The following is a 25,223-nucleotide window of genomic DNA, read 5'->3' on the forward strand; positions in this document are numbered from 1 at the left end:
ATGCGCGGATTGCTCGAACGCCTGCAGGCCAGCCGGTTCGTTGTGATCGGCGGCGCGATCGCCATCCTCCTGGCGGCGATCGGCGCCATCCTCGGCCTGCCCGTCGAATCGGTGCCCGACATCTCGCCGCGCCAGGTGCTGGTCTCGGTGGTCGCCCCCGGCCTGGCGACCGAGGAAGTGGAACGCCTGATCACCTTCCCGATCGAGACCAGCATGGCCGGCATCCCGGGCATGAACGACCTGCGCTCGGTCTCGCGCTCGGGCGTGTCGGTGGTCTATGTGCAGTTCGACGACGACACCGACATCGATCTCGACCGCACCCGCGTCAACGAACGCATCCAGCAGGCCCGGTCCCTGATCTCCGTCCCGGGACTGTCGATCAACATGGGCCCGCTCGCCACCGGCATGGGGGAAATCATGCAGGTCCAGATCCGCGGCCCGCGCCTGTCGCTGATGGATCTCAACCGGCTGATGAACTGGGTGGTGGTGCCGCAGCTCAAGCTGGTGCCCGGCGTGGTGGACGTCAACGTCAATGGCGGGGCCGAGGAAACCTACCAGGTCGCCATCGACCAGGCCCGGCTGACCGCCTACGGCCTGTCGGTCAGCGAAATCTATCGCGCGGTGGATGCCAACAACGCGGCATCCGGCGGCGGCTGGATCGAACATCACGCCGAACAGCAGATCGTCGTCGGCCGCGGCCTGATCCGCAGCCTGGACGATTTCGCCGCCCTGCCGGTCCGGCAGAACCCCGACGGCACCGCGATCCGCCTGCGCGATATCGGCCGCGTCGCCATGGGCCCGCGCACCCGCCTGGGCGCCGTCACCCGCGACGGCAAGGGCGAAATCGTCAATGGCGTGGTGCTGATGCGCATGGGCGCCAGCTCCGACGCCACCCTGGCCGGCATCCGCGCGGCGCTGCCCGGCATCGCGCGTTCGCTGCCCGCCGGCGTCACGCTCGACCCCTATTACAGCCGCTCGGACCTGACCGACCGCACCATCGCCACGGTGCGCGACAACCTGATGATGGGCGCCGCGCTGGTCGTGGCGGTGCTGGTGGTGGTGATCGGCGACTGGCGCGCCGCGCTGGTCATCGCCTCGGTCATTCCCTTCGCGCTGGCCTGCGCCATGGCCGGCATGCGGCAATTCGGCATCTCGGCCAACCTGCTCAGCCTGGGCGCGATCGATTTCGGCATGATCGTCGACGGCTCGCTGGTGATCGTCGAAAACCTGATCGCCCACCGCCGGCGCGGCGATACCGCCGACCTGCGCACCCAGGTCGTGTCCTCGGTCATGCAGGTGATCCGTCCCGTCGGCTTCGCGATCCTGGTCATCATCATGGTCTACCTGCCGATCCTGACCCTGCAGGGGATCGAGGGAAAGATGTTCCGCCCGATGGCCCAGACCATCATCATGGCGCTGCTGGCGTCCCTGGCCTACTGCATGGTCTGCGTGCCGGTGATCGCCGCGCTGGCCCTGCGCCACGCCCCCGCCCATGGCGACACGCGCCTGGTGGCGATGCTGCGCCGCCGCTACCGCCCCGTCGTGCTGTGGGGCGAGGCCCATCCCGGCCCTCTGTTCGGCGCCACCTTCGCCGTCTTCCTCCTCTCGGTGTTCCTGGCCACCCGCCTGGGCGGCGAATTCATCCCCCAGTTGGGCGAGGGCGCGCTGGTCGTCACCTCCACCCGCCTGCCCAGCGCCTCGCTGCCCACCGTGCTGCACTCCGTCCAGCGCGAGGAACAGATCCTCAAGCGCTTCCCCGAGGTCGCGACCGTGGTCAGCAACACCGGCACCTCGGCCATCCCCACCGACCCGATGGGCGTCAACGAAACCGACAGCTTCATCTTCCTCAAGGACCCGTCGCAGTGGCGCACCGCCAGCACGCAAGAAGGGCTGGTGACCGCCATCGACAAGGTCCTGCGCGACCAGTTGCCCGACGCCCAGTTCTCCTGGAGCCAGCCGGTGCAGATGCGCATGGACGATCTGCTGTCCGGCGTCCGGACCCAGATCGCGGTCTCGATCTACGGTCCCGACCTCGACATGCTCTCCCGCCTGGGCGACCAGGTGGCCGCGGCGCTGAACGGCGTGCCCGGCGCCGCCGACGTGGCGCCGCAGGGCGACGGCACGCTGCCCTTCATCCATGTCGATGTCGACCGCCGGCGCGCGGCGCAGATGAACGTGCCGCTGTCCGAGATCCTGGACACGGTCGAGGCCGTGGGCGGCCATATCGGCCGGCCCGTCATCGTCGACAACGCCGTGGTCAACACCCAGATCCGCTTCGACCCCGCCCAGGTCGGCTCCCGCGACGCCATCGCCCGCCTGCGCGTCCGCCGGGCGGACGGGCAGGGGACGGTGCTGCTGTCGCAGGTGGCCGACATCGCGGTGGCCGACGGCCCCCCGCGCATCAGCCGCGACCGCATCCAGCGCCGCCTGGTGGTGCAGGCCAATGTGCGCGGGCGCGACCTCAGCTCCTACGTCGCCGCCGCCCAGGCCGCCGTCGCGGCGCGGGTGCATCTCCCCCCCGGCTACCGTATGATCTGGCAGGGCCAGTTCCGCAACCTGCAATCGGCCATGGCCCGGCTCGACATCGTGGTGCCGATCGCGCTGGCGCTGATCTTCGCCCTGCTGGTGGTGGCCCTGGGCGCGGTCCGGCCGGCGTTGCTGGTGTTCGTCAACCTGCCGGTGGCCGCGACCGGGGGCATCCTCATGCTCTGGGCGCGCGGCCTGCCCTTCAGCATCTCGGCGGGCATCGGCTTCATCGCGCTGTTCGGGGTGGCCATCCTCAACGGCGTGGTGCTGGTCAGCTACATCCAGCATCTGCGCGCGCGCGGCATCCCGGTCGCCCGCGCGGCCTTCGAGGCCGCCGAGGAGCGCTTCCGCCCGGTCATCGCCACCGCCCTGGTCGCCAGCCTCGGCTTCTTCCCCATGGCCTTCTCCACCAGCGCGGGGGCCGAGGTCGAACGCCCCCTGGCCAGCGTGGTGATCGGCGGCCTTGTCTCATCGACCCTGTTGACCTTGCTGGTGCTGCCGTCGCTCTATGCACGGGTGATGCGCGACAGAAGCGACGCATGACGCGGACGGACATCCGTCCGCGCGGGCAAGGAGGGCATCGGTGCGGATCCTGATCGTCGAGGACGAAGCCGCCCTGGGCTCGGCGGTGCGGGACCGGCTCCGCCGCGCCGGCCACGCCGTGGACTGGTTCACCACGCTGGACGATTCCCGCGCCGCGCTCTCCGCCGCCGCCTATGATTTCCTGCTGCTCGATCTCGGCCTGCCCGACGGCAGCGGCCGCGACCTGCTGCGGCAGGTCCGGCGCGGCGGCTCGGCCATGGCCATCCTGATCACCACCGCGCAGGACCAGATCAGCGACCGCATCGCCGGCCTGTCCGACGGCGCGGACGACTATATCGTCAAGCCCTACGATTTCGACGAACTGCTCGCCCGGCTCGACGCGGTCTCGCGCCGCTACGTCGCCCTGGTCGACAACCGCCTGGAACTGGGCGAGGTCGAAATCGACCTCGCCCGCCGCCGCATGTCCCGCCTGGGACAGGACGTGGCACTGACCGCGCGCGAATGGGCGGTGATCGAATTGCTGGCCCGCCGCGCCGGCGCCATCTGCTCGCGTGAACAGATCGAGGACGCGCTCTACGGCCTGGGCGAGGAAATCGAAAGCAACGCGATCGAGGTCTTCGTCAGCCGCGTCCGCAAGAAGGTCGGCCCCGGCCTGATCCGCACCGTGCGCGGCCGCGGCTACTGCCTGGCGCGCGGGGCCGGGGCATGATGACGGCTGTCCCCGCCGCGCCCCGCTGGACCCTGGCCGCGCGCATCGTCGCCTGGGTGCTGGCCGTGGTGCTGGGCTGCCTGCTGCTGCTGGGCGCCCTGGTCGCCGGCTTCACCCGCTACGAGGTCACGGAACGGCTGGACAATTCGTTGCAGGAGGTCGCGGAACGGCTGGAATTCGTCATCTCCGCGATCGGCGCCGCCCCGCGCGGCGACGACGTCGCCCGCCTGCCCCAGGTCGGGCCGCGCACGCTCGCCTACCAGATCGCGACCCCGGACGGACGGCTGGTGCTGCGCTCGCAGAACGCGCCGGACCATCCCTTCGTGCCGCTGCTGCAGCCGGGCTTCTACGACCGGCCGCGCTTTCGGGTCTATGTCGTCCAGGCGACCGACGGCGGCCATTACATCCTGGTCGGCGAACCCACCTTCCACCGGCGCGAGGCCGTGCGCCGCGCCACGCTGATCTCCATCCTGCCGATGGTGGTCTTCCTGCCCTGCGTGTGGCTGCTGGTGCGCTGGGTGGTGCGCCGCGCCCTGCGCCCCCTGACCGACCTCCAGGTCGAAATCCGCGCCCGCGGCGGCGGCAACCTCACCCCCATCCCGCCTCTGAACCTGCCCGACGAGTTGCTGCCCATCCACGCCGCGCTCAATTCCCTGCTGGACCGGCTGAAGAAGGCACTCTCGACCGAACGCGCCTTCGCCGCCAACGCGGCGCACGAGCTGCGCAACCCGATCGGCGCCCTGCTGGCCCAGGCCCAGATGCTGCGCGAACAGATGCACGACCGGACGCACGAACCGGGCGCCCCCCGCCGCCTGGCCGGCATGATCGCGCAGATCCGCCGCCTCGGCCGCATGACGGAAAAGCTGCTGCAACTCTCCCGTGCCGCCTCGGGCGCGGCCATCGCCGACGACCGGTTCGACCTGATCGCCGTGCTGCACGTCCTGGCCGACGAATTCCAGGATACGCCTCCCGCCTTCCGCGAGGTCGTGGTGACCTGCGACGGCATGGATTCGCTGATCGTCCGGGGCGACATCGACGCCGCGGGCATCCTGTTCCGCAACCTGATCGAAAACGCCGCCAACCACGGCACGCCCGGCACGCCGATCACGGTCGCGCTGTCGCGCCCGGGCCATGTCGACATTATCCATGTCGACATCATCAACGATTGCCCGGCCCTGCCGCCCGCCATCCTGCGCCGCCTGACCGAACCCTTCGTGCGGGGCGACAGTCCGTCCGACGGCAGCGGCCTCGGCCTGGCCATCGTCGCCAGCATCGCCGGCCAGATGGGCGCCGGGCTGGACATCGCCTCCCCCCTGCCGGACCACGACCGGGGGTTCCGCGCCCGCATCACACTGGCCGCCCACCAGCCCGTGCCCGCGGCACGCCCCGGCCCGGCCGCCCGCGCGCTCCGCGTCGCTACAGCACAGCCATCATGATCCGGTGCAGGTGATCCTCCGCGCCCACCGCGATCTCCATGCCCTCCTGCGCCCCGATCCCGCCCAACACCGCGTCACCCGCGTCACCGGGCCGGCGTTCCAGCACGATGGCGCACAGCACCCCGTCCCCCCGGTGCAGGATCACCCGGTCCTGCCGCCGCACCGGCGCCCCCGGCGAGACGATCAGCATCGCGCCCAGGCGAAAGACCGGGTCGAACGCGTCGCTGTCGATCGTCACGGCATACAGGTCGGGCTCGGCCAGCCCCGGCACGTCCCAACTGTCCCAGTGCCGCCCGGCCGGATGGCCAGCGGCATCGAACATCCCCCCCTGCTCCAGTTGCGACAGGTGCGACAGGCGCAGCCGCGACCGCCCGGCCGGGCGGTGCGGCGCGCGGGGCACGGCCTGCCCCGCCATCAGCCGGCCGAACGCCTCCAGCGTCAGGCCGGTGGCATCCAGCACCCGCGCCAGGCTCTCGGTCCCCGGCCAGCGCGGCCGCCCCGCCGGGGTCGCGCGCTTCGACGGGTTGAAGCTGGTGCCGTCCAGCCCCGCCGCCCGCGCCAGCCCCGACGGCGTCAGCCCCCGCTCGGCGGCCAGCACGTCCAGCGCGTGCCAGATATCGTCATGGCGGATCATCGCCCGGCGCCGCCGCCGGAAGCCGTGGTTGCCCGGGCCGTGATCGCCGGGGCCATGATCTCGGAGTCATGGCGCGCCACCCCCGCCGCCGTGGCCCGGTACCGCCCGGCCGCGTCGCGCGCCACCAGCCCCATGCCCGCCATCCGCTCCAGGCAGGGCTGGTCCTTCAGCCCCTCGGGCCGCCCCGCCGCGCCGCACAGGATCAGCCGGTGCAGCGCCGACCGGCAGCAGGTCTCCAGATAGGGTTCGCTCCACATGGCGCGCAGGATCGGCGTTTCCGCCGCCGCTGGCAACAGGCGCTCACGCCGTTTCGGTCCGCCCCATGGCCGCCCGGTTGGCCTGCTTGATCGCCGCCGCCGCGTCATCGAACACGAAAGGCAGGCAGGCATGGCGCCGCCCCCGGGTGACGGGCGTCACCGCATGCAGCAGCCCGCAGGAAAATACCAGCGCCCCGCCCGCCGGCGGGCAGAATCCCGGCCCCCCGAATTCCGGAAAGGACACCGCGCCGCCCTCGAATCCGTCATTCAGGTTGATCGACACGGCAAAGCGCCGATGCGCCGCCGCCGCCACCGTATTGTCGCGATGCGGGCCGAAACAGCCCTGCTCGCCGGAATCGTAGCAGGCCAGGATCAGCCGATCCATCTGCGTGGCCTGGAACTGGAACGCCTTGTGGATCTCCGGCACCACGCGGCGGATGATCCGCGCCTGCACCTGCCCCACCAGCCCCCGGTCCCGCAGCCGGCAATCGCGCCGCCGCTTGAACCCCGGATCGGCCACCGCCACCGACCGCCCCGGCACCTGCTCGGTCAGCATGCCCGACGGCACGCTCTCCTGCGCGTGATAATACGCCATCAATTGCCGGCAGAACGCGGGCTCGAACACGTCCGCCAGCATCAGCGCCGGCACGGGCACCGGCGCGGCCGGGGCGATCGGCCTCATGCGGCACAGCAGACCGACCATCCGCTCCGCCACCCCCGGCCCGTCCGGCTGCACCGCGGCAATCCGCAGCATCGGATCGACGACCATCCAATACGGCGCCTCCTGCTCCGCCAGGCCGTACAAGGTGGTCACCGCACGGTCCGCGTCGCGAAAGAACCGCATGCCCGGCGGCATTTCGCCCAACCGCGCCTCGTCCTCCGGATCGGTCGAAACGCCGAAGAAATGGCTGCGCACCCCATCCAGCACCGCCCCCGCCGCGCGCAGATGCGCCAGCGCCGCGCCCACCCCCGCCTGGGTCGACGAGCGAAAGAAATACAGCAGGACCGACCGCCCCGCCGCCATGTCGAAACTATAGGTCCCGAACGGCGTGGTGCAGCGCTGCACGAACCAGGGCGCCGGATCTCCGACAAGCAACGCACGGGCGGACGACATCACGGGGGGCCTCGATCACACGGTCCCGAAACACTAGGCCGATTCGCCCATCCCGCAACATCGGGGAAAATGAAGCGCCCCCTCACGGCCTTGGCCGGCCGGACATCGCCGTCGCGGCCAGAATGCCTGCCAGCCAGTCGGCAAAGACCTGCAGGCGGCGCGACAGGTGCCGCCGATGCGGGTACAGCAGCGCCATCGGCAGCGGCGCGGCCCGCCGGTCCGCCATCACTTCCACCAGTTCTCCCGTCTCCAGATGGCCCCGCACGTCATAGGCCGGCACCTGGATCAGCCCCAGCCCGGCCAGGCAGCAGGCGATCAGCCCCTCGGCGCTGTTGACCGTCACCCGCCCGGCCGGCGCCGCGCTCCGGATCTGCCCCTCGGCCATCCATTCCCAGTCCTCGACCCGCCCCGTGGCGGGCGAGGCATAGCGCACCACCTGATGCGCCGTCAGGTCGGCCGGCCCGCGCGGCACGCCATGCCGCGCCAGATAGGCCGGGCTGGCGACGTTGATCAGCGCCAGTTCGCCGATCCGACGCGCGATCAGCCCGGACTCGTGCAGCGGTCCCACCCGCAGCGCGCAATCGATCCCCTCTTCCACCAGATTGGCCGCGCGGTCGCTTACCCCCAGCACGATCTCGATCCCCGGATAGCGGTCCAGGAAATCCGGCAGGGCAGGGGCGACGATCAGCCGTCCGATCCGCCCGGGCATGTCCACCCGCAGGACCCCGCGCGGCCCGACCGCGTCCCGCCGGAACAGCGCCTCGGCCTCTTCCATGTCGGCGATCAGCCGCACGCAATGCTCGTAGAACGCCGCCCCGTCCGGTGTGGGCGCGACCGAACGCGTCGTGCGCGCCAGCAGCCGCGCGCCCAGCCGCGCCTCCAGTTCCTGGATGGCGGTGGACACCGACGAACGCGGCATGTTCAGCCCGTCCGCCGCGCGGGTGAAACTCGCCGTCTCCACCACCCGGGCGAAGACGCGAAACAGTTCGATCCGGTCCAAGGCACCTCCCGGTCAATTCCCGTTATTGTTCGATTTTTACGACATCTGTTGTCGATGTCGCGACGTTTATGCCGAAACGCGCAACGCCTATCGTCCCGGGCAGGAACGCGGATGGCAGCAGGGAACCCAGCCATGATCGATCACAGCATTGCGGACCACGGCATTGCGGACCACGGAATCGGGGGAAAGACCGTCCTCATCGCCGGCGGTGCCAAGAATCTCGGCAGCCTGATCGCGCGCGACCTCGCCGCCCACGGCGCAAAGGCGATCGCCATCCATTACAACAGCGCCGCCACCCGGCCCGACGCCGACCGCACCCTGGCCGACCTCAGGGCGGCAGGGGTCCAGGCGGTGGCGCTGCAGGCCGACCTGACCAGCGCCGGGGCCTGCGCCAGGCTCTTCGCCGACACGGTGGCGGCGATCGGCCGCCCCGACATCGCGATCAACACGGTCGGCAAGGTCTTGAAGAAGCCCATCGCCGAAACGACCGAGGCCGAGTTCGATTCGATGTTCGCCATCAACGCCAAGGCGGCCTATTTCTTCATCAAGGAAGCCGGCATCCATCTCAACGACAACGGCAAGCTGGTCACTTTGGTGACCTCGCTGCTGGGGGCCTACACCCCGTTCTATTCCACCTATGCGGGCGCCAAGGCCCCGGTCGAGCATTTCACCCGCGCCGCGTCCAAGGAATATGGCGCACGCGGCATCTCGGTCACCGCCATCGGTCCCGGCCCGATGGACACGCCCTTCTTCTACGGCCAGGAAGCGCCGGACGCCGTCGCCTACCACAAGCAGGCCGCCGCCCTGTCGGCCTTCACCAGGACCGGCCTGACCGACGTCGCGGACATCGCCCCCTTCGTCCGCTTCCTGGTGTCCGAAGGCTGGTGGATGACCGGCCAGACCATCCTGGTCAACGGCGGCTATACGACGAAATAAAGGCGGCGAAATAAAGGGCAGCGAAATAAACGGAAGCGAAATAAACGGCTTGGCCGGAACGCGCCGGCGTCCCCGGCGCGGCTTTGCGGCGTGCCGGATGCCGCGATACGCTCCTCGCGCAAACCCGCGCAGGAGAGCCGACATGCTGACCATCGACGACCCCGCCACCGTCGCCGAACTCACCGAAATGGCGGACCGGTACGAAACCGCCCTGATGGCCAACGACGTCGAAACCCTCGACGCCCTGTTCCGCAACGCGCCGGAAACCATCCGCTACGGCGTGGGCGAGGTCCTGTACGGTTTCGCCGAGATCGCCGCCTTCCGCCAGGGCCGGGTCGGCGGTTCGCCGCAGCGCCGCGTGCTGCGCCGCGTCGTCACCAGTTTCGGGCCGGATCTGGGCACCGTGAACCTGGAATTCCAGCGCGAGGGCGGCACCCGCATCGGCCGCCAGAGCCAGACCTGGGTCCGCACCGACGCGGGGTGGAAGATCACCTGCGCCCATGTCTCGCTCATGGCCGACATCTCCTGAACCTGTCCGGGCGTCCCGCCGGCCGGCCGCGTCACACCTCCAGCAGGGGCGGCGGCGTCACCACCCGGTGGCGCACTACCTCGCCCACCAGCACCAGCGCCGGGCTGCCCACCGCCTGGGCCCGGGCCATCTCCGGCAGGCTGGCCAGCGTGCCGGTCAGCACCCGCTGGTCGGGCCGCGTCCCCCGCTCGACCAGCGCCGCCGGCCAGTCCGGCGGCAGTCCGTGCCGCACCAGCATGGCGCACAATTCCGGCAGCGCCGTCACACCCATATAGATCGCGATCGTCTGCCCCGGCCGCGCCATGCTCTCCCAGGGCAGGTCCAGCGTGCCGTCGCGGCGCGCATGCCCGGTCACGAACAGGCAGGATTGCGCGCAATCCCGATGCGTCAGCGGAATCCCGGCATAGGCCGCGCAGCCGCTGGCCGCGGTGATCCCGGGCACGACCTGGAACGGAACGCCGGCCGCCATCAGCGCCTCGATCTCCTCGCCGCCCCGGCCGAAAATGAACGGATCGCCCCCCTTCAGGCGCAGCACCCGCTCGCCCGCCCGCGCCCGGCGGATCAGCTCGGCATTGATCTGCTCCTGCGGCATGGTGTGCCGGTCGCGCTGCTTGCCCACGAACACGCGCTCGGCGTCGCGCCGCACCCGGTCCAGCAATTCGGGCGGCAGCAACTGGTCGTACAGCACCGAATCCGCATTCTGCATCAGATGCAGCGCCCGCAGGGTCAGCAGATCGGCATCCCCCGGCCCGGCACCCACCAGCCACACCTCGCCGCCCACCGCCACGCCGTCCAGCAGCGCGTCCAGCACCTGCCGCGCGGTCGCCCGGTCGCCCGCCGCCGCCGCCGTCCCGCCCGGCCCGTCCAGGAACGCCTCCCATACGCGCCGCCGCCGGTTCACGTCGGGGCAGCGCCCCACCACATGGGCCCGCTCGGCCTGCAGAAACCGCGCCAGCCCGTCCAGGCCGGCGGGCATCACCGCCTCGATCCGCTCGCGCAGCCGCCGCGCCAGCACCGGCGCGGCCCCCCCGGTGGAAATCGCGATCCGCACCGGCCCGCGATGGATCTGCGCCGGGGTGATGAAGGACGACGGCTCCGGATCGTCCACCGCGCAGACCGGGATGTTCAGCGCCTCGGCCTCGGCCGCCACCAGACGGTTGGCCGCGCGGTCGTCGGTCGCGGCATAGACCAGCCGGCAGCCCGGCAGCAGCGCCCCCAGCCGCTCCCGCGTCGCCTCGCCCGCGACATGCGTCAGGGCGCCCGCGTCGCGCAACGCCGCCAGCGCATCGTCCAATACCGGCGCCACCACCTCGACGCGCGCGCCATGGGCCAGCAGCAGCCGGATCTTGTTCAGCGCGATCCCGCCGCCGCCCGCCACCAGCACCCGCGCGCCCTGCAGCCGCAGCGCCAGCGGAAACCAGCCGGGATCGGGCGCCGCGCCCGGCCCGGTCCCGTTCGCCGCGCTCATGCCGCACCTGCCCCCGGGCGCCAGGGCCGCGCCCGCGCCATCACGAAATCGCCGATCGCCGCCGCATCGGCCAGGTCCAGCCGCGCGATGCCCGGCGGCAGCGCCAGCGCCGCGTCGTCGGTCGCCACCGCCAGCACCTGCGGCGTCACCGGCCATAACGGCCCCTTGCCCGCCCCGTCCAGCGCCCCGGACGGCGCCCCGGACAATGCCTGGGACAACGAGGGACGATACACCTCGATCGCCGCCGGCATCGCCCCGCGAAACCCTTCCACCAGGATCAGGTCCGCCGGCCCCATCCGGCCGATCAACTCGGGCAGGCCCGGTTCGGCTTCCCCGTCAGGCGCCTCGTGCAGCAGCGCCCAGCGCGTGCCTGACGCCACCAGCACCTCGCGCGCGCCCGCCGCCCGGTGGCGCCAGGAATCCTTCCCCGGCCGGTCGATATCGAACCCGTGATGCGCGTGCTTGATGGTCGAAACCCGCACCCCGCGCCGTCCCAGCACTGTCAGCAGCCGTTCGATCAGCGTGGTCTTGCCCGCGCCGCTGCGTCCGGTAATCCCCATGATGGCGGGTGCGTGCATGCGCGGCGGCATCCTCGTTCCTGTGGTCCGGCGCCGATGACGCGCCGTTGAATATCGCGTACAGGTGCCCCCAATCCCCTATGATGACAAGTATCGGGGCAGGCGGCGTCGTACGCTCCCCAAACGGACGCCCGCCAAAACGGGCACCCCCAAACGGGCGGAGGACGAAACCAATGCGCTTTGCCGTGGTGATTCTGGCCGGCGGCCTGGCCACCCGCATGGGCGGCGGGGACAAGCCGCTGCTCCGGGCGGGCGGGCGCAGCCTGCTGGCCCACCTGCTGGACCGGCTGGGCGGGGCAGGGGGGCCGCTTGCGATCAATGCGCGGGGCGACGCCGCGCGCTTCGCCGCCTTCGGCCTGCCGGTGCTGCCCGACGGCCCGGTCGGCACGGGCCCGCTGGCGGGCGTGCTGGCCGCCATGGACTGGGCCGCCGGGCTGGGGTGCGACGCGGTGCTGACGGTGCCGGGCGACACGCCCTTCGTGCCGCGCGACCTCCCGGCCGCCCTGGCCCCCGCGCCGGCGGTGGCCGTCTCGGCCGGGCGGCGGCACCATCTGGTGGCGCTGTGGCCGGTCGCCGCGCGCGACGCCCTGCGGGCCCGCCTCGCCGCCCTGCCGCCCGACGGCCCGCGCGCAGCCTTCGGCGTCCGCGCCTTCGCGGTCACGATCGGCATGCGCGACGTGGATTTCAGCGCCCGTCCGTTCGATCCGTTCCACAATGTCAACACCCCGGCCGACCTGGCCGAAGCCGACCGCCTGGCCCCCAGGGACGCGGCACGCGGATGACGATCTTGCACCTCACGGCACGCAGCTATGGCGACGCCCGCGCGCCGGAACGCCACCCTTACGCCCAGTTCGTGCTGCCCGTCTCCGGCTGCCTCGATCTCGAAATCGCCGGCCATGGCGGCCGCCTCGCCATGGGCTCGGCCGCCTTCGTCGCCGCGGGCACCGACCATGCCCAGGCCGCGACCAGCCGGAACCGCTTCCTGATCCTCGACATGGACATGGCGCTGGTCGGCGACGCGGCGGCGGACATGCTGGGCCGCCGCCGCTTCCTGCCGCTCTCCCCCCAGGCGCGCCATCTCATCGACTTCATGCGCCTGCATCTCGATGGCGGCGCGCGGCCCGCCGCCGTGCTGGCCCATTGGGCCCCATTGCTGATCGACGCGCTGACCTGTGACGCCCCGCCTTTTACTCCCTCCCGTCTCGCGCCGCTGCGCGACGCCATGGCCGCCGATCCGGGCGCGCCGTGGACGGCCGCGGCCATGGCGCGCATGGCGGGCCTCAGCACCAGCCGCCTGCACGCCGTCTTCCGGCGCGAAACCGGCCGCACGCCGCAGGCCTGGCTGTCCGACCTGCGCCTGCGACAGGTCCAGGCGTGGCTGGCCGACAGCGACCAGCCCATCGCCGAACTGGCCCTCCGCGCCGGCTTCGCCGATCAAAGCGTTCTGACCCGCGCCTTCCGCCGCGCCACCGGCACCACGCCCGCCGCCTATCGCCGGGCGCACCGGTAAAGCGCCGGGCCTCATCCGCACAGCGACAGCCTGGGACCAGAAAACGACAGTCCGGGCCAAGACGCCGGCCGCGCGCTCGGCTATGCCGGATGCGACCATCGCTCCGCCCGGACCCTTTCCTGGACCCTTTCATGAAATCCGACGCTCCCCTTCTTTCCGGCCTGCTCAATGGGCTCGCCGCCGGCGCCTGCTGGGGCACCATCTTTCTGGCCCCCGAACTGGTGCCGGATTTCGGCGCGCTCGCCCTCTCGCTGGCCCGCTATCTGGCTTATGGACTGCTCTCCGCAGCCCTGCTGGCGCCGCGCTGGCGCACCGTGCTGCCGCGCGTGCCGGCGTCGGGCTGGTGCGGGCTGTTCGGACTCGGGCTCGCCGGCAATCTCGCCTATTACGTGCTGATCGCCAGCGCGGTGCGGCTGTGCGGCATCGGCGCCACGTCGATCGTCACCGGCTTCCTGCCGGTCACGGTCGCGCTGCTCGGCACGCGCGACGCCGGCAGCCTGCCGCTGCGCCGCCTCGCCCCCTCGCTGCTGCTGGCCGCCATCGGAATCGGCCTGATCGGCCTGCAGGCGGCCGGCACGCCCGCCGCATCCGCCGCCGGGGCCGCCCCCCACCGGGTGCTGGGCCTGCTCTGCGCCCTGGCCGGACTGACATCCTGGAGCCTCTTCGCCGTGTCCAATGCCCGCTGGATGCGCCGGCTGCCGACGATCGGCGCCGGGGATTGGGGCCTGCTCACCGGCCTGGTCACCGGCGCGCAATCCCTGGTCCTGCTGCCCGTCCTCGCCCTCGCGGGCCCAGGGATGGCGTTCGGGTCGGCGTTCGGGACGGTGTTCGGGACGGCGCCGGGCGCGGGACCGGCCACGCACGATGCCCGGCAATGGCTCGTCTTCGGGGCGGTCAGCGTGGGGGTCGGGCTGCTGGGCTCGGTCCTGGGCGGCATGTTCTGGAACCGCGCCAGCCGCCAGCTTCCCCTGACCCTCAGCGGACAGATGGCGGTGGGCGAAACCCTCTTCGCCCTGTTCTATGGCTGCCTGTGGCACCAGCGCTGGCCGACGGCGCTCGAAATCGCGGCGGTCGGCTTCCTGGCCGCCAGCGTTGTCACCTGCGCCGCCCGCCACGCCCGTCCGCCGGCGCCCCGCGCCGCGTGACGGGTCACGCGCCCTCCCGCCGCCCCCGCCGGAGCGACGCCATGGCCGGAAAGACCCCGTCGCGCAGGATCAGCCCATGCAGCAGGGCTGCCCCCACATGCACGACGACCACTCCGAACAGCGCGAAGGCCAGCCAGCTATGCAACTGCCGCAGCAGCGCGAACAAGGTCGGGTCGTGCGGCAGGATCGGCGGTAGCCGCACCGCCCCCCACAGCACGACCGGATAGGCCCCGGCCGACAGCATCCCCCAGCCCACCAGCGGCATCGCGATCATCAGCGCATACAGCGCGATATGCGACCCCAGGGCCGCCACTCGCTGGATCGCCGGCATCGCGGCGGGCAGCGGCGGCGGCCTGACGATCAGCCGGTTCGCCAGGCGGATCGCCGCCAGCAGCAGGATGCCGATCCCCATCGGCCGATGCAGCGCCACCAGCGTGGCATAGGCCGGGCCCTCGGTCGCGGCCATGAACACGCCGACCAGCAGCATGCCCAGGATCAGCGGCGCCATCAGCCAGTGCAGCACCCGCGCCAGGGCGGAAAACCGTACGACCCGGTTCATTGGCCTCCTCCGGTGGCGACCATGGCGGGGCTGACCGCGCTGGGTATCCTGGCCTCGCCCGACCGCAGCCAGAACGAACGCATATAGGCCGCCGACCGCGCCGCCGGGATCGGATCGTCCGACGCCGCCATGCCGGGCGGCAGCACCATCGGGTCGAAGGTCAGGCCGGTGCAGGCGCCGTCATCCTCGCTCTCGGCCCGGTCCAGGGTCAGCGTCCCCGCATCGATCTGCCGCCGCCCCGCGGGCCAGGGCAGGGTGGGGTCCGCCGTCGGGTCGCCCGGACCGGCCACCGTCACCACCAGCCGCCAGCGCAGCGGATGCTGCCGCAGCGCCACGATCAGGTCCTCGAACAGATAGGACCCGTCCCGTCCCGCCCGCGACGGCGCCACCGGCTGCAGCGGCACCATCGCCCAGCGTACCGCCACCGACCGGCCCGCCGCATCGATCCAGCGGAACGTATCCAGGCTGTTATAGGTATCGTCGCCGAATCCCGACGTCAGCGGCCGCGCCGCCACCAGCGCCAGCGCCCTGGCCACCGCCGCATGGCCGGCCAGGAACGGCCCGATGCGCGCCGGATCGGGCTTGCCCGTCGCCGGGTCGGGGCGGCCGGCCAGCAGCAGGTCATGGAATTCCCGCGCGTCGCGCGCGACGAAGACCGGAATGTCGTTGATCCCCATCCGCCATTCCAGGCCGTCGGGCGGCCTCAGGCGCAATGCCATGCTGCGGACCTTGCCCGGCGCATCGGGCTGGAACGGCATCCCGCCCGCCAGCGCGAACCGCCCGGTCACCCGGCTGCGCCGGGGCCCCAGCACCGACGCCGTGCTCAGCACCTGCGCCTGCCCGCTGCCGTCGAACCAGCCGCTGACGCATAGCCCTTTGGCATGGTTGCGGCGAAAGCCCGGATGCCGCCCGTCCACGACGCGAAACGCCGTCATGAAGGAATGCTGCGTCAGCCTGTGCGGCGTCAGCCACCCGGCGCTCAGGGCGAACCCCGCGACCAGCGCCAGCATCACCCCGCCGATCGCGGCCAGACGCAGGATCGTCGTGCGCGGGGGCAGCGGGGGCACGGCAAGCGGGGGCGGCGTACGTGTCACGTCGCTCGGTTCGTTCATGAGGGAGTCCGGCTTATGGCGATGCCGCAGATGGCGATACCGCAGACTAAGCCGAATTTTCCCGCGAAATCCTGTGCTTTTTTATTCACGGACCCTGTTGCGCGGCTGCCGCATCGTCCCGCCCTTTCCGTAACTCTACGAAACGACCGCGTCGAACAGCAGCTTGAAATTCAGCGCCAGGATCACCGCCGCCACCAGCCAGGACAACGCCGCCAGCGGACGCGAGATCGCGAACGTCCCCATGATCCGCCGGTCGGACACGAACAGCACCAGCGGAATGACCGCAAAGGGCAGTTGCATCGACAGCACGACCTGGCTCAACACCAGCAGCGCGCCCACCCCGCGATCACCGTAAAGTGCGATCACCGCCAGCACCGGCAGGATGGCCAGCCCCCGGGTCAGCATCCGCCGCGCCCAGTGCGGAATGCGCAGGCGCAGAAACCCCTCCATGACGATCTGCCCCGCCAGCGTGCCGGTGATCGTCGAATTGGTCCCCGCCGCCAGCAGCGCCAGCGCGAACAGGGTCGAGGCGATTCCCAGCCCCAGGATCGGCGACAGCAGCCGGTACGCGTCCTCGATCTCGGCCACGTCGCCATGCCCGCTGCCATGGAACGCCGCCGCCGCCACGATCAGGATCGCGGCATTGATGAACAGCGCCAGCATCAGCGCGATCGTGCTGTCCCAGCTCGCCCAGCGGATCGCCTCGCGCCGCCCCTCGACCGAGCGGTCATAGGCCCGCGTCTGGATGATCGAGGAATGCAGGTACAGATTGTGCGGCATCACCGTCGCCCCGATGATGCCGATGGCGACATACAGCGCCGCATGGTCGGTCACGATCGTCGGGGTGGGGACGAACCCCCGCATCACCGCGCCCAGCGGCGGCGCGGCGGCGGCGATCTGCACCGCGAAACAGATCGCGATCACGCTCAGCATGGCGATGACGAAGGCTTCCAGGTAGCGAAAGCCCCGGTTCATCAGCAACAGCACGATCACCGCGTCCAGCCCCGATATCACCGCCGCGATCATCAGCGGAATGCCGAACAGCAGCTTCAGCGCCACCGCCGTGCCGATCACCTCCGCCAGGTCGCAGGCGATGATCGCCAGTTCGCAGGCCAGCCACAGCGGAATGTTCACGATCGGCGGAAAGCGCTCGCGGCAGGCCTGCGCCAGGTCCCGGCCGGTTGCGATGCCCAGCCGCACCGACAGAGCCTGCAACAGGATCGCCATCAGGTTCGACAGCATGATGACCGCCAGCAGGCGATAGCCGAACTGCGCGCCGCCTTGCAGGTCGGTCGCCCAGTTGCCGGGGTCCATATACCCGACCGACACCATGTATCCCGGCCCGACGAAGGCCAGGAACCGCCGCGGCCACGACGCCCCCTGCGGCACCCGCACGCTGGCGAAGGCCTCAGGCAGGCTGGGATTCTCCGCATCCGTCCGCCGGGCGAAACGCGCCCGCCCCGCCGGAGCAGCCGGCAGGCCGGCCATCCGCGCACTGTCGGGGGAAGAGGTCATGACATCGCCACTCTCACCAACGCTCCCGGAACGTGGGCCCGCTCACCTGTCCGCGCAGGTGCCACGTCCACCGGATACTCACCAGAGACTCAGAAATATGCATAATGCTATATAAGGTTGCAATCGGGAATCTCCCACCCTCGAACGACTCTTTCCCGCGCCCTCCAACGACCCGTCCACCGGCGGCAATCATGAGGCGATCATTATTCGTGCGGGAATAACGTTTTCACTGCGGCTAAGAAGTTGAGCCCCGTTGACGAGTCTGCAAGAAAGGGCCGTCACACGCCGCCCGGTTTCCGCCGCGCCGGGCGGCAGGCCGATCGGGGGAGGGGAAAGATCTTGCGCAAGACACAGCCGCCGGCGCCCGCGGCGGACCTCATGCCCGACGCCGACATCCAGTCCGAAGGCTTCCGCCAGAACCGCGCCGCCCGGCGCAACGCGCTGGTCGAGGATTACGTCGAACTGATCGCCGACCTGCTGGCCGAGGGGCAGGAGGCCCGGCAGGTCGACATCGCCTCCCGGCTCGGGGTCTCGCAGCCCACCGTCGCCAAGATGCTTTCCCGCCTGGCGTCCGAGGGCCTGGTCAGCCGCCGCCCCTATCGCGGCGTCTTCCTGACCGACGCCGGCCGCGCGATCGCCGAGGACGTCAAGTCCCGCCATCGCATCGTCGAGGAATTCCTTCTCGCCCTCGGCGTGGGCCAGGACAGCGCGCGCATCGACGCCGAAGGGATCGAACATTACGTCGGCCCGGAAACCCTCGCCGCCTTCGCCCGCGCGCTGGATCTCGGCCTCGCCCGCCTCTTCGCCGATACGCGCGCCCATCCGGACGGCCCGCGCTGAACCCATACGCCCTTCCGAAAGAAACCACGGTGCGCATCGCGATCCTCGTCGTATCCCTCCTCGGCCCCGCGCTCCTGGGCCTCGCGCTCCCGGGCCTGGCCGTCCCCGCCGCTCGGGCGGCCGGCTGCACGGTCACGCCGGGCGGGCCCGAAACGGTGATCGACGCGATCGTGCTGACCGACGGGCCGGCGCCGGGGTACGGCCGCGTGGTCGTCGGCGCCGATGGCCGCATCGCCTGCGTCGGCGCCGCCTGCCGCGCGGCCGGCCCGTCGCCCCGCCGCATCGCCTGTCCCGGGTACGTGCTCTCCCCGGGCCTGATCAACCCGCACGACCATATCGACTTCACCGGCATCGCCCCGCTGCCGGATCGCGGCGAACGCTTCGTCCACCGCCATGAATGGCGCAAGGGGCTGGACGGCCACACCGAACTCAAGGACGCCGTCCCCGACCACGACCCCGAACTGATCGCCTGGGGCGAACTGCGCATGCTGCTCAGCGGCGTCACCGCCATGGTGGGCGAGGACATGGCGCCCGGCCTGGTGCGCAACCTCGATTTCGCCACCGGGCTCGACGGCGTGCCGATGCGCCCCGTCACCTACCAGATCTTCCCGCTGGACGACGCGCCCGGCATCATGCGCACCCGTGATTGCGACTACGGCCACCACCCGTCCGGACCGGACGACGTCGCCGCCTCCCAGGCCTTCCTCGCCCACGTGGCCGAAGGCACCGGCGACGCCGCCCGCAACGAATTCCGCTGCCTCAGCACCGGCCTCTACGACACCACGCCCCAGCCGGGCGGCGGCGGCACCAGCCAGGATCTGATGCAGCCGCACATGACCATCCTGCACGGCGTCGGCCTCCGGCCCGACGACCTGGCGGTGCTGCGCCGGCGCGGCGTGCGCCTCGTCTGGTCGCCGCGCAGCAACCTCGCGCTCTATGGCCGCACGCTGGACGTCCTGGCGGCCCGGCGGCTCGGCATCCCCGTGGCGCTGGGCACGGACTGGCTCCCGTCCGGCTCGATGAACATGAGCCGCGAATTCGCCTGCGCCCTGCAGTATGACGACCAGTCCCTGCATGGCGCGCTCGACATGCGCGACCTGTGGCGCATGGCCACGATGGGCGGCGCCCTGGCCACCCACGCCGACGCCTGGCTGGGCAGCATCGCCCCGGGCAAGCTGGCCGACCTGGTCCTGTTCCATCCCGGCGCCGACCCCTTCGCCGCCGTGGTCCGCGCCACCCCCGCCGGCGTCGCCCTCGTCCTGCGCGGCGGCCATGTCCTCTACGGCGACGCCGCGCTCATCGCCGGGCTGGCCCTGCCGGATTGCGAATCCCTCACCGTCGGCGGCGTGGCCAAGGCGCTGTGCATCCGGCGCGACCAGCCCTTCTCCTACGCCATGCTCCGCGCCGACATGGGGCGGCGGCATGTCTACCCGCTGGCCACCGACGGCCCGCCCCCCAACGAACCGCCCTGCGAAACGCTGGCGGAAACCAGCGCCCGCCTGCCCGATGCCCCGCTGACCGCCGGCCGCTCAGGATCGCGCCCCTGAATCGTCCCTCTCTGAATCGTCCCCGACGAACGCGCGCGACAGCCGCTCCATCCGCCGGGCCAGCCATGACGCAAAGAGCCGGCGCCGCGGGTCCCGGTCGAAGGGTTCGCGCGACAGACAGACATAGCGCGTGCCGTCCGGCACGAAGCGCCGCGGCGCGACCAGCAGCCCGGCGGCAATATCTCCCGCGGCCATGTACACCGACGCCAGCGCCACGCCGTGCCCGGCCTGCGCCGCTTCCAGCGCAAGGTAGAAATGCTCGAATATTTCCCGCTTCGCCCGTACCGGCCTGACGCCGGTCCGGCGGAACCAGTCCCGCCAGGCATCCGGGCGGGTCATGGAATGCAGTTGCGGCAACCGCCGGAAATCTGAAACCGGCCGGTCGTCCGCCATGCGGGGCGACAGCACCGGGCCGGTCGCCTCGTCGGCCAGGGGATGGACGTACAGATCGTTCGGGATCGGAAAATCGTCCCGCCGTATTGCAAGATCGATGCGGTCGCGCGCGAAATCCACCGGACCGCCCGCGGCGAACAGCTTCACGTCCAACCCGGTCTCGCGCTTCAGCGCGCCGAGATCGCGGATCAGCATCTTCAGGCACAAGGTCGGCTCGCAGGAGATCGAAAGCGGCTGCATGACGTCATCCTGGCGGAAATCGTCGATCGCCTGCGCAAGATCCGCGAAGATCTCATGCAGCCGGCCGGCCAGAAGATGACCGCGCGGGTTCAGCGCCTTCCCCCGCCCGTCCCGCAGAAACAGCGTCTCCCCCAGTTCCTCTTCCAGCAGCCTGATCTGCCGGCTGACCGCGCCATGCGTGACATGCAGCTCCTCGGCCGCGCGCGCCAGCGTCACATGCCGGGCAGCGGCCTCGAACGCGCGCAATGCGTTGAGCGACGGCAGACGCAGGCGGGACATGGGCATCCGTTCCTCTTGATGGAATATGTGAGAAAATCTCACATCAATGCGTCAAATCAAATCGATTTTTCCCCGGCTCCAGCTCTGACAGATGAGTAGGGCTCCCCCACGCCGGAGCGATTCACAGGCAACGAGCACGTTTGTAATGCCCGCCGATGACGCAGTTGACGTCCGTCCCACGCCGCAGAATCTGGTCGCCGCGCGCGGCTTCGCCACGCTCGACAGCGCCGGGATCCTGAAGGCGCTATGCACGATCCGGCCTTACACGGGCAGGGACGTGGAAACATTCTGCGCATCCTGGGAGAGCATGCCCCCGGATACGGACATGGCGGATGGCGGTCCGCCCCGGCGGCGGCGCCACGCGGTCTACCGGGTCGCTCCAGGCGGCGCCATCGAACGGCTGCATCATCGGCCGCGCGTCCGGACGATCGATCATGACCCGCTCAACGGCGGCGGCGTCCGGCATGTCGAACCGATCGCCGACGCAACGAACGCCAATCCGTTGATGCAGGGCTTCCTGGGCCTCGCGGATCAGATCGTCTGCGGGCTGTCGCCTTGGACCGCATGGCGTGTCGACGCATACCAGTTCCGGATCACCGCCTCAGCCAACGGCGGCAAGCCGACGCCCGAGGGCGCGCATCGCGATGGCGTGGCCTACGTTCTGATGGCGCTGATCGACCAGCGCAACGTGCGGGGTGGCGAAACGACCATCTACGACCTCTCGCGCAATCCCCTGGGATCATTGAATCTGAAATCGCCTTTCGAAACAGCAATCATCGACGATGAACGAGTTTATCATGGCGTCAGCCCGATCCACGCATGCGATCCCGGCCAGGCAGCCTATCGCGATGTCCTGGTGCTGGCGTTCCGGCGGATTCCGGCCGAACCGCGGCGCCCCCGCCCCCGAAAAGCCTCGAAAAACAAGGACCGGATCCTATGGCGCACTATCTGATCGTGCTCGCGGTGACGTCGCTCGCCGTCATAAGCCCCGGCGCCGACTTCGCCATGGTATCACGCAACAGTTTCCTCCATGGGCGTCGCTCCGGCGTCCTGTCGGCCTTCGGAATTGCGGCATCGTGCTGGATTCACGTCTTCTACGCCGTCTTCTTTCTCGCCACGGTCCAGGGCGTCGTTCCCGACCTGCTGACATATGTCCGTTTCGCGGGGGCGGCCTATCTCGCATATGCGGGCATGCGCACGATGCGGTCAGGTCTGGCGGTCGAGGACGACGACGGCGCGCGGCCGGCAGTGTCGGCGTCCCAATCCTTCCTGGCGGGCTTTCTGACCAACGCCCTCAACCCCAAGACCGCCGTGTTCGTCATCAGCCTCTATACCCAGGTGATCGGCCCGCATGCGACCGTGCAATATGCCCTGCTGTGCGGTGCCACGATCTCCCTGTGTCATCTGGCCTGGTTCGTCCTCGTCTCCTGCGGCCTGTCGCGCAACGACACGCGGCGCTGGGTCATGGCGCATGCGGTCGGGTTCAATCGCGTCATTGGCGCGATTCTTCTGCTGATCGGCGCATCGCTCGTGTTCGTCGAAAGGGGCTGAGCGCATGGATCACCGGCCTGATGGCGCAACAAGGATGCGCATCGTTCAGCCGCGCACGACGGCCCGGCCGAACGCGATGGCCTTCATTGATCTCGAAGGCGTTCTGTGTCCCGAAATATAGCCCTGTCTGGGCGCACGGCCCGCCATCGCATTGCGTCGCGCTGGGCGACGTGTTCAACGATGTCGCGCTGTGCGCGGCGTTGGGTGCGGAATCCTGTTCCGCGCTTCGGCAACAACGCAAAGACACGCGCAGGATCTGCCCCGGGCCACCATAGTACGATGCCGTCCGCGACGCATTCGACCGGCATCTCGATGCGCTTGGATATCCCTATCTCCGATAGCGCAGCGCGTCGACCACCAGGGCAAAGGCCGGCGATGACTGCCGGCGGCTCGGATAATACAGGTGGAAACCGGACCAGTAGGGACACCAATCCTCCAGAACCCGCTTGAGCCGACCCGTCGCGATATGGGGGTGCGCCAGTTCCTCGGGCATATGGGCAAGTCCCGCCCCCGAAAGGCAGGCATCGAGACTCTGAAGGCTGCTGTTGAAGATGGCCTGTCCCTGGACACGCACCCGCAATTCGCGACCGCCTTTCTCGAATTCCCAGGCATAGATCCCGCCACGGGTCGGCTGCCGAAACGTGATGCAATTGTGGTTCAGAAGATCCTGCGGCGTCCGCGGCACGGGGTGGCTGTCGAAATAGGATCTGGATCCGACGACGGCAAAGCGCACCTCCGGTCCGACAGGGACGGAAATCATGTCTTTTGCGACCTGTTCGCCCGGCCGGATACCCGCGTCATAGCGTTCCGTGACGATGTCGGTCAAACCGGGCTCGATACTCAGTTCGACCTTGATGTCGGGGTAGGCAGGCAGCAGCTTGGCCAGTTGCGGCCACACGATATGCTTGATCGCGTCGTCGGACGCCGTGATCCGAACCGTCCCGGCAGGCTTTGCCCGCAACTCCGTCAAGGCCGCGAGTTCGGTTTCGATCCGCACGAAATGCGGACCGATCCGCTGCGCCAGGCGCTCGCCCGCCTCGGTCGGGGAAACACTGCGCGTCGTGCGCATCAGCAGGCGGATGCCGAGACGCTCCTCCAGGCCGCGCATCGCATGGCTCAGCGCCGACTGCGACACGCCCAGCTTCCCGGCTGCCCGGGTGAAGCTCCGCTCCTCGGCCACGGCTAGAAAGGCCCGAAGGTCGTTAAGATTGTCACGCATATTCATGAATCGACTTCATGGAGCAGGTCGCGATCAGGTGGAATCACTTCATCATGGGGCGATGGTATCCCGAATTTCAAATCGAAGATTTTAAATTCATAATGGACACACGCTGACGCCGTCCAGGCGCGAATACGATGTCCGGCATTCATGAGCCGGATTCATGACGACATACGGAAACGGGCAGCTTACGGAGGGCCGGCCTCGCCCTTATGCTGCATATGTCCCCCTCGCGCGGCCTGTCGCGCACCCGGAGAATATCGTGGAATTCGTCAGCCAGGACATCGCCTCGCCCCCGGAAGAGAGCGGGCCGGTTCACCCTTGTTGGAGCGCCGTCTTTTCGCTGTCCCTCAGCGTCGTCGGGTTCATCATCTCCGAAATGCTGCCGGCCAGCCTGCTGACCCCGATCGCCTCCGATTTGCGCGTGACCGAGGGGATGGCCGGCCAGGCCGTCACCGCCACGTCCATGGTGGCCGTCTTCGCCAGCCTGTTCATGGCCGCCATCACGCGGCACGTCGATCGGCGCGTCGTCCTTCTGGCCTTCGCGGCGTTGCTGATCGCCTCGAACCTGCTGGTCGCCTTCGCATTCAGCTATCCGATGCTCCTGGCTGGTCGGGTGCTCCTGGGGATCGGCCTTGGCGGCTTCTGGTCGATGGCGGCGGCGGTGTCCATCCGGCTGGTTCCCCCGGCAATGGTGCCGCGCGCGCTTTCGATCATCTTTGGCGGGGTTTCCGTCGGCATGGTGGCGGCGGTGCCGGTGGGCAGCTATCTCGGCGCGCTCATCGGCTGGCGCGGCATCTTCATGGGGTCGGCGCTTCTCGCGCTGATCGCCTTCTGCTGGCAGTTCTTTGTCCTGCCGTCGATCAGCCCGCGCGGGCAATCCCGCCTGGCGACGCTGTTCGAACTGCTCAAACGCCCGCAGGTCGGTGTCGGTAAGATCGGCATGGTGCTCGTTTTCGGCGGGCATTTCCTCTTCTTCACCTATCTGCGCCCGTTCCTGGAAGGCGTCACCGGTGTCGGCGCCGACGGTGTCGCCGCCATCCTGCTGGGGTTCGGCATCACCAACATCGCCGGCACCGCGCTTTCCGGTGCCATGATCCGCGCGAGCCTGCGCATGACGCTGGCGGCCATGCCCCTGCTGATGGCGTCGCTGGCGCTGGGCCTCGTCACGCTGGGCGGCGCGCCGCCGATGGCAACGCTCTTCGTGGCCGGTTGGGGCTTTGCCTTCGGCGTCTTTCCGGTGGCGTGGACCACCTGGGTCACGCAGACCGTTCCGGACGAAACCGAAAGCGCGGGCGGGCTGCAGGTAGCCGTGATCCAGGCGTCGATCGCGGCCGGCGCGGGTATCGGCGGCGCGCTTCTCGACGCGCATGGTCCGCGTGGCGCCTTCGCCGGCGCCGGGATCGTTCTTCTGGCCGCCGCGGCCACGGTCCTCCTGTATCTGCGTCCGCAATCCGCGTGGACTGCGGCAAGCGCGGCCGAACCTGCGCCTCTCATGCAGCCCGGCCGCGAGAATGGAAAGTGACGGCGCGATGCGCGGTCAGAGGCGCGCCCGCGGGCTGGGCATCCCATCCCGCAGCGGT

24 protein-coding genes are annotated in these 25,223 nt (G+C 70.2%); 13 read left to right on the forward strand and 11 right to left on the reverse strand.

The features are described from left to right. The 3 genes from AAC691_RS17430 to AAC691_RS17440 are packed head-to-tail and all read left to right on the forward strand — an operon-like array spanning window position 1 to window position 5,214. Window positions 1-3,069 carry a CusA/CzcA family heavy metal efflux RND transporter gene (locus AAC691_RS17430; RefSeq protein ID WP_342627840.1) on the forward strand — a complete coding sequence of 1,023 codons (3,069 nt, stop codon included), beginning with the start codon at window positions 1-3 and terminating at the stop codon, window positions 3,067-3,069. Between the two features lie 40 nt (window positions 3,070-3,109). Next, complete coding sequence (locus AAC691_RS17435) at window positions 3,110-3,778, forward strand: response regulator transcription factor (protein ID WP_323989743.1); 669 nt, start codon at window positions 3,110-3,112, stop codon at window positions 3,776-3,778. After that, the gene (locus AAC691_RS17440; protein WP_342627841.1) at window positions 3,775-5,214 is read left to right on the forward strand and encodes a HAMP domain-containing sensor histidine kinase; all 1,440 of its coding nucleotides are present in this window, start codon (window positions 3,775-3,777) and stop codon (window positions 5,212-5,214) included. The genes AAC691_RS17435 and AAC691_RS17440 overlap by 4 nt, the downstream gene beginning before the upstream one ends. On the opposite strand, the gene AAC691_RS17445 is transcribed toward AAC691_RS17440, so the two are convergent. The 4 genes from AAC691_RS17445 to AAC691_RS17460 all read right to left on the reverse strand — a co-directional run bounded on the left by AAC691_RS17445 (window position 5,195) and on the right by AAC691_RS17460 (window position 8,219). After that, window positions 5,195-5,848 carry a helix-turn-helix transcriptional regulator gene (locus AAC691_RS17445; RefSeq protein ID WP_342627842.1) on the reverse strand — a complete coding sequence of 218 codons (654 nt, stop codon included), beginning with the start codon at window positions 5,846-5,848 and terminating at the stop codon, window positions 5,195-5,197. The genes AAC691_RS17440 and AAC691_RS17445 overlap by 20 nt on opposite strands. Beyond that, window positions 5,845-6,141 carry a hypothetical protein gene (locus tag AAC691_RS17450; RefSeq protein ID WP_408906010.1) on the reverse strand — a complete coding sequence of 99 codons (297 nt, stop codon included), beginning with the start codon at window positions 6,139-6,141 and terminating at the stop codon, window positions 5,845-5,847. The genes AAC691_RS17445 and AAC691_RS17450 overlap by 4 nt, the downstream gene beginning before the upstream one ends. Window positions 6,142-6,148: 7 nt before the next feature. After that, the gene (locus AAC691_RS17455) at window positions 6,149-7,219 is read right to left on the reverse strand and encodes a 2OG-Fe(II) oxygenase (RefSeq protein WP_342627843.1); all 1,071 of its coding nucleotides are present in this window, start codon (window positions 7,217-7,219) and stop codon (window positions 6,149-6,151) included. Window positions 7,220-7,301: 82 nt separating this feature from the next. Continuing rightward, window positions 7,302-8,219 (reverse strand): LysR family transcriptional regulator, encoded by a 918-nt coding sequence (locus AAC691_RS17460; protein WP_342627844.1) that lies wholly within the window; start codon window positions 8,217-8,219, stop codon window positions 7,302-7,304. 162 nt (window positions 8,220-8,381) lie between these two features. Between AAC691_RS17460 and AAC691_RS17465 the strand changes: the two genes are divergently transcribed. Continuing rightward, window positions 8,382-9,155, forward strand: coding sequence for an SDR family oxidoreductase (locus AAC691_RS17465; protein WP_342630262.1), 774 nt, complete (start codon window positions 8,382-8,384; stop codon window positions 9,153-9,155). A gap of 142 nt (window positions 9,156-9,297) precedes the next feature. Next, window positions 9,298-9,684: an oxalurate catabolism protein HpxZ gene (gene hpxZ / locus AAC691_RS17470; RefSeq protein ID WP_342627845.1), complete on the forward strand. Its 387-nt coding sequence runs from the start codon at window positions 9,298-9,300 to the stop codon at window positions 9,682-9,684. A 31-nt stretch (window positions 9,685-9,715) separates the two neighbouring features. Here the strand turns inward: hpxZ and cysG are convergent, their stop codons facing one another. Then, window positions 9,716-11,152, reverse strand: coding sequence for a siroheme synthase CysG (gene cysG / locus AAC691_RS17475; RefSeq protein ID WP_342627846.1), 1,437 nt, complete (start codon window positions 11,150-11,152; stop codon window positions 9,716-9,718). Then, window positions 11,149-11,730 (reverse strand): molybdopterin-guanine dinucleotide biosynthesis protein B, encoded by a 582-nt coding sequence (gene mobB / locus AAC691_RS17480; RefSeq protein WP_342627847.1) that lies wholly within the window; start codon window positions 11,728-11,730, stop codon window positions 11,149-11,151. The genes cysG and mobB overlap by 4 nt, the downstream gene beginning before the upstream one ends. Before the next feature lie 173 nt (window positions 11,731-11,903). Here mobB and mobA point away from each other — a divergent pair, with 173 nt between their 5' ends. From mobA to AAC691_RS17495, 3 genes are all read left to right on the forward strand, one after another. Continuing rightward, on the forward strand, window positions 11,904-12,512 hold the full coding sequence (gene mobA, locus AAC691_RS17485) for a molybdenum cofactor guanylyltransferase (protein WP_323989754.1): 609 nt from the start codon (window positions 11,904-11,906) through the stop codon (window positions 12,510-12,512). Then, window positions 12,509-13,240, forward strand: coding sequence for an AraC family transcriptional regulator (locus AAC691_RS17490; RefSeq protein WP_342627848.1), 732 nt, complete (start codon window positions 12,509-12,511; stop codon window positions 13,238-13,240). Before mobA ends, AAC691_RS17490 begins: the two co-directional genes overlap by 4 nt. A gap of 131 nt (window positions 13,241-13,371) precedes the next feature. Further along, window positions 13,372-14,385 carry an EamA family transporter gene (locus AAC691_RS17495; RefSeq protein ID WP_323989756.1) on the forward strand — a complete coding sequence of 338 codons (1,014 nt, stop codon included), beginning with the start codon at window positions 13,372-13,374 and terminating at the stop codon, window positions 14,383-14,385. A 4-nt stretch (window positions 14,386-14,389) separates the two neighbouring features. Here AAC691_RS17495 and AAC691_RS17500 read toward each other — a convergent pair whose 3' ends face one another. The 3 genes from AAC691_RS17500 to AAC691_RS17510 all read right to left on the reverse strand — a co-directional run bounded on the left by AAC691_RS17500 (window position 14,390) and on the right by AAC691_RS17510 (window position 17,544). After that, window positions 14,390-14,944 carry a cytochrome b/b6 domain-containing protein gene (locus tag AAC691_RS17500; RefSeq protein ID WP_342627849.1) on the reverse strand — a complete coding sequence of 185 codons (555 nt, stop codon included), beginning with the start codon at window positions 14,942-14,944 and terminating at the stop codon, window positions 14,390-14,392. Further along, entirely contained in the window at window positions 14,941-16,056 is a 1,116-nt protein-coding gene (locus tag AAC691_RS17505; protein WP_342627850.1) for a catalase family peroxidase, read from the reverse strand. Before AAC691_RS17505 ends, AAC691_RS17500 begins: the two co-directional genes overlap by 4 nt. A 135-nt stretch (window positions 16,057-16,191) precedes the next feature. After that, window positions 16,192-17,544 carry an Nramp family divalent metal transporter gene (locus tag AAC691_RS17510; protein WP_342630263.1) on the reverse strand — a complete coding sequence of 451 codons (1,353 nt, stop codon included), beginning with the start codon at window positions 17,542-17,544 and terminating at the stop codon, window positions 16,192-16,194. Window positions 17,545-17,949: 405 nt separating this feature from the next. Here AAC691_RS17510 and mntR point away from each other — a divergent pair, with 405 nt between their 5' ends. Together mntR and AAC691_RS17520 are read left to right on the forward strand one after the other, a co-directional pair. Then, on the forward strand, window positions 17,950-18,411 hold the full coding sequence (gene mntR, locus AAC691_RS17515) for a manganese-binding transcriptional regulator MntR (RefSeq protein WP_323993502.1): 462 nt from the start codon (window positions 17,950-17,952) through the stop codon (window positions 18,409-18,411). Window positions 18,412-18,440: 29 nt separating this feature from the next. After that, a complete protein-coding gene (locus tag AAC691_RS17520) occupies window positions 18,441-19,958 on the forward strand; it encodes an amidohydrolase family protein (RefSeq protein WP_342627852.1) in 1,518 nt (505 codons plus the stop codon). Here AAC691_RS17520 and AAC691_RS17525 read toward each other — a convergent pair. Next, window positions 19,941-20,870: a LysR substrate-binding domain-containing protein gene (locus tag AAC691_RS17525; RefSeq protein ID WP_342627853.1), complete on the reverse strand. Its 930-nt coding sequence runs from the start codon at window positions 20,868-20,870 to the stop codon at window positions 19,941-19,943. The genes AAC691_RS17520 and AAC691_RS17525 overlap by 18 nt on opposite strands. Before the next feature lie 145 nt (window positions 20,871-21,015). Between AAC691_RS17525 and AAC691_RS17530 the strand changes: the two genes are divergently transcribed. Both AAC691_RS17530 and AAC691_RS17535 read left to right on the forward strand, forming a co-directional pair. After that, window positions 21,016-21,822 (forward strand): 2OG-Fe dioxygenase family protein, encoded by an 807-nt coding sequence (locus tag AAC691_RS17530; RefSeq protein ID WP_342627854.1) that lies wholly within the window; start codon window positions 21,016-21,018, stop codon window positions 21,820-21,822. After that, a complete protein-coding gene (locus AAC691_RS17535; protein ID WP_342627855.1) occupies window positions 21,807-22,421 on the forward strand; it encodes a LysE family translocator in 615 nt (204 codons plus the stop codon). Before AAC691_RS17530 ends, AAC691_RS17535 begins: the two co-directional genes overlap by 16 nt. A gap of 328 nt (window positions 22,422-22,749) precedes the next feature. Here AAC691_RS17535 and AAC691_RS17540 read toward each other — a convergent pair whose 3' ends face one another. After that, window positions 22,750-23,640, reverse strand: coding sequence for a LysR family transcriptional regulator (locus AAC691_RS17540; protein ID WP_342627856.1), 891 nt, complete (start codon window positions 23,638-23,640; stop codon window positions 22,750-22,752). A 262-nt stretch (window positions 23,641-23,902) separates the two neighbouring features. Here AAC691_RS17540 and AAC691_RS17545 point away from each other — a divergent pair, with 262 nt between their 5' ends. Further along, window positions 23,903-25,165, forward strand: a complete 1,263-nt coding sequence (locus AAC691_RS17545) for an MFS transporter (protein WP_342627857.1) — start codon at window positions 23,903-23,905, stop codon at window positions 25,163-25,165. The last annotated feature ends 58 nt before the right edge of the window (window positions 25,166-25,223 follow it).

The organism is Nguyenibacter vanlangensis (assembly GCF_038719015.1).
In the GTDB taxonomy this organism is placed as follows: domain Bacteria; phylum Pseudomonadota; class Alphaproteobacteria; order Acetobacterales; family Acetobacteraceae; genus Gluconacetobacter; species Gluconacetobacter vanlangensis.

Coding starts and splice junctions, on each gene's coding strand:
- AAC691_RS17430 (WP_342627840.1), top strand. CDS start 1: ATGCGCGGATTGCTCGAACGCCTGCAGGCCAGCCGGTTCGTTGTGATC.
- AAC691_RS17440 (WP_342627841.1), top strand. CDS start 3,775: ATGATGACGGCTGTCCCCGCCGCGCCCCGCTGGACCCTGGCCGCGCGC.
- AAC691_RS17445 (WP_342627842.1), bottom strand. CDS start 5,848: ATGATCCGCCATGACGATATCTGGCACGCGCTGGACGTGCTGGCCGCC.
- AAC691_RS17455 (WP_342627843.1), bottom strand. CDS start 7,219: ATGTCGTCCGCCCGTGCGTTGCTTGTCGGAGATCCGGCGCCCTGGTTC.
- hpxZ (WP_342627845.1), top strand. CDS start 9,298: ATGCTGACCATCGACGACCCCGCCACCGTCGCCGAACTCACCGAAATG.
- cysG (WP_342627846.1), bottom strand. CDS start 11,152: ATGAGCGCGGCGAACGGGACCGGGCCGGGCGCGGCGCCCGATCCCGGC.
- mobB (WP_342627847.1), bottom strand. CDS start 11,730: ATGCACGCACCCGCCATCATGGGGATTACCGGACGCAGCGGCGCGGGC.
- mobA (WP_323989754.1), top strand. CDS start 11,904: ATGCGCTTTGCCGTGGTGATTCTGGCCGGCGGCCTGGCCACCCGCATG.
- AAC691_RS17490 (WP_342627848.1), top strand. CDS start 12,509: ATGACGATCTTGCACCTCACGGCACGCAGCTATGGCGACGCCCGCGCG.
- AAC691_RS17495 (WP_323989756.1), top strand. CDS start 13,372: ATGAAATCCGACGCTCCCCTTCTTTCCGGCCTGCTCAATGGGCTCGCC.
- AAC691_RS17500 (WP_342627849.1), bottom strand. CDS start 14,944: ATGAACCGGGTCGTACGGTTTTCCGCCCTGGCGCGGGTGCTGCACTGG.
- AAC691_RS17505 (WP_342627850.1), bottom strand. CDS start 16,056: ATGAACGAACCGAGCGACGTGACACGTACGCCGCCCCCGCTTGCCGTG.
- AAC691_RS17510 (WP_342630263.1), bottom strand. CDS start 17,544: ATGGCCGGCCTGCCGGCTGCTCCGGCGGGGCGGGCGCGTTTCGCCCGG.
- mntR (WP_323993502.1), top strand. CDS start 17,950: ATGCCCGACGCCGACATCCAGTCCGAAGGCTTCCGCCAGAACCGCGCC.
- AAC691_RS17525 (WP_342627853.1), bottom strand. CDS start 20,870: ATGTCCCGCCTGCGTCTGCCGTCGCTCAACGCATTGCGCGCGTTCGAG.
- AAC691_RS17530 (WP_342627854.1), top strand. CDS start 21,016: ATGCCCGCCGATGACGCAGTTGACGTCCGTCCCACGCCGCAGAATCTG.
- AAC691_RS17535 (WP_342627855.1), top strand. CDS start 21,807: ATGGCGCACTATCTGATCGTGCTCGCGGTGACGTCGCTCGCCGTCATA.
- AAC691_RS17540 (WP_342627856.1), bottom strand. CDS start 23,640: ATGCGTGACAATCTTAACGACCTTCGGGCCTTTCTAGCCGTGGCCGAG.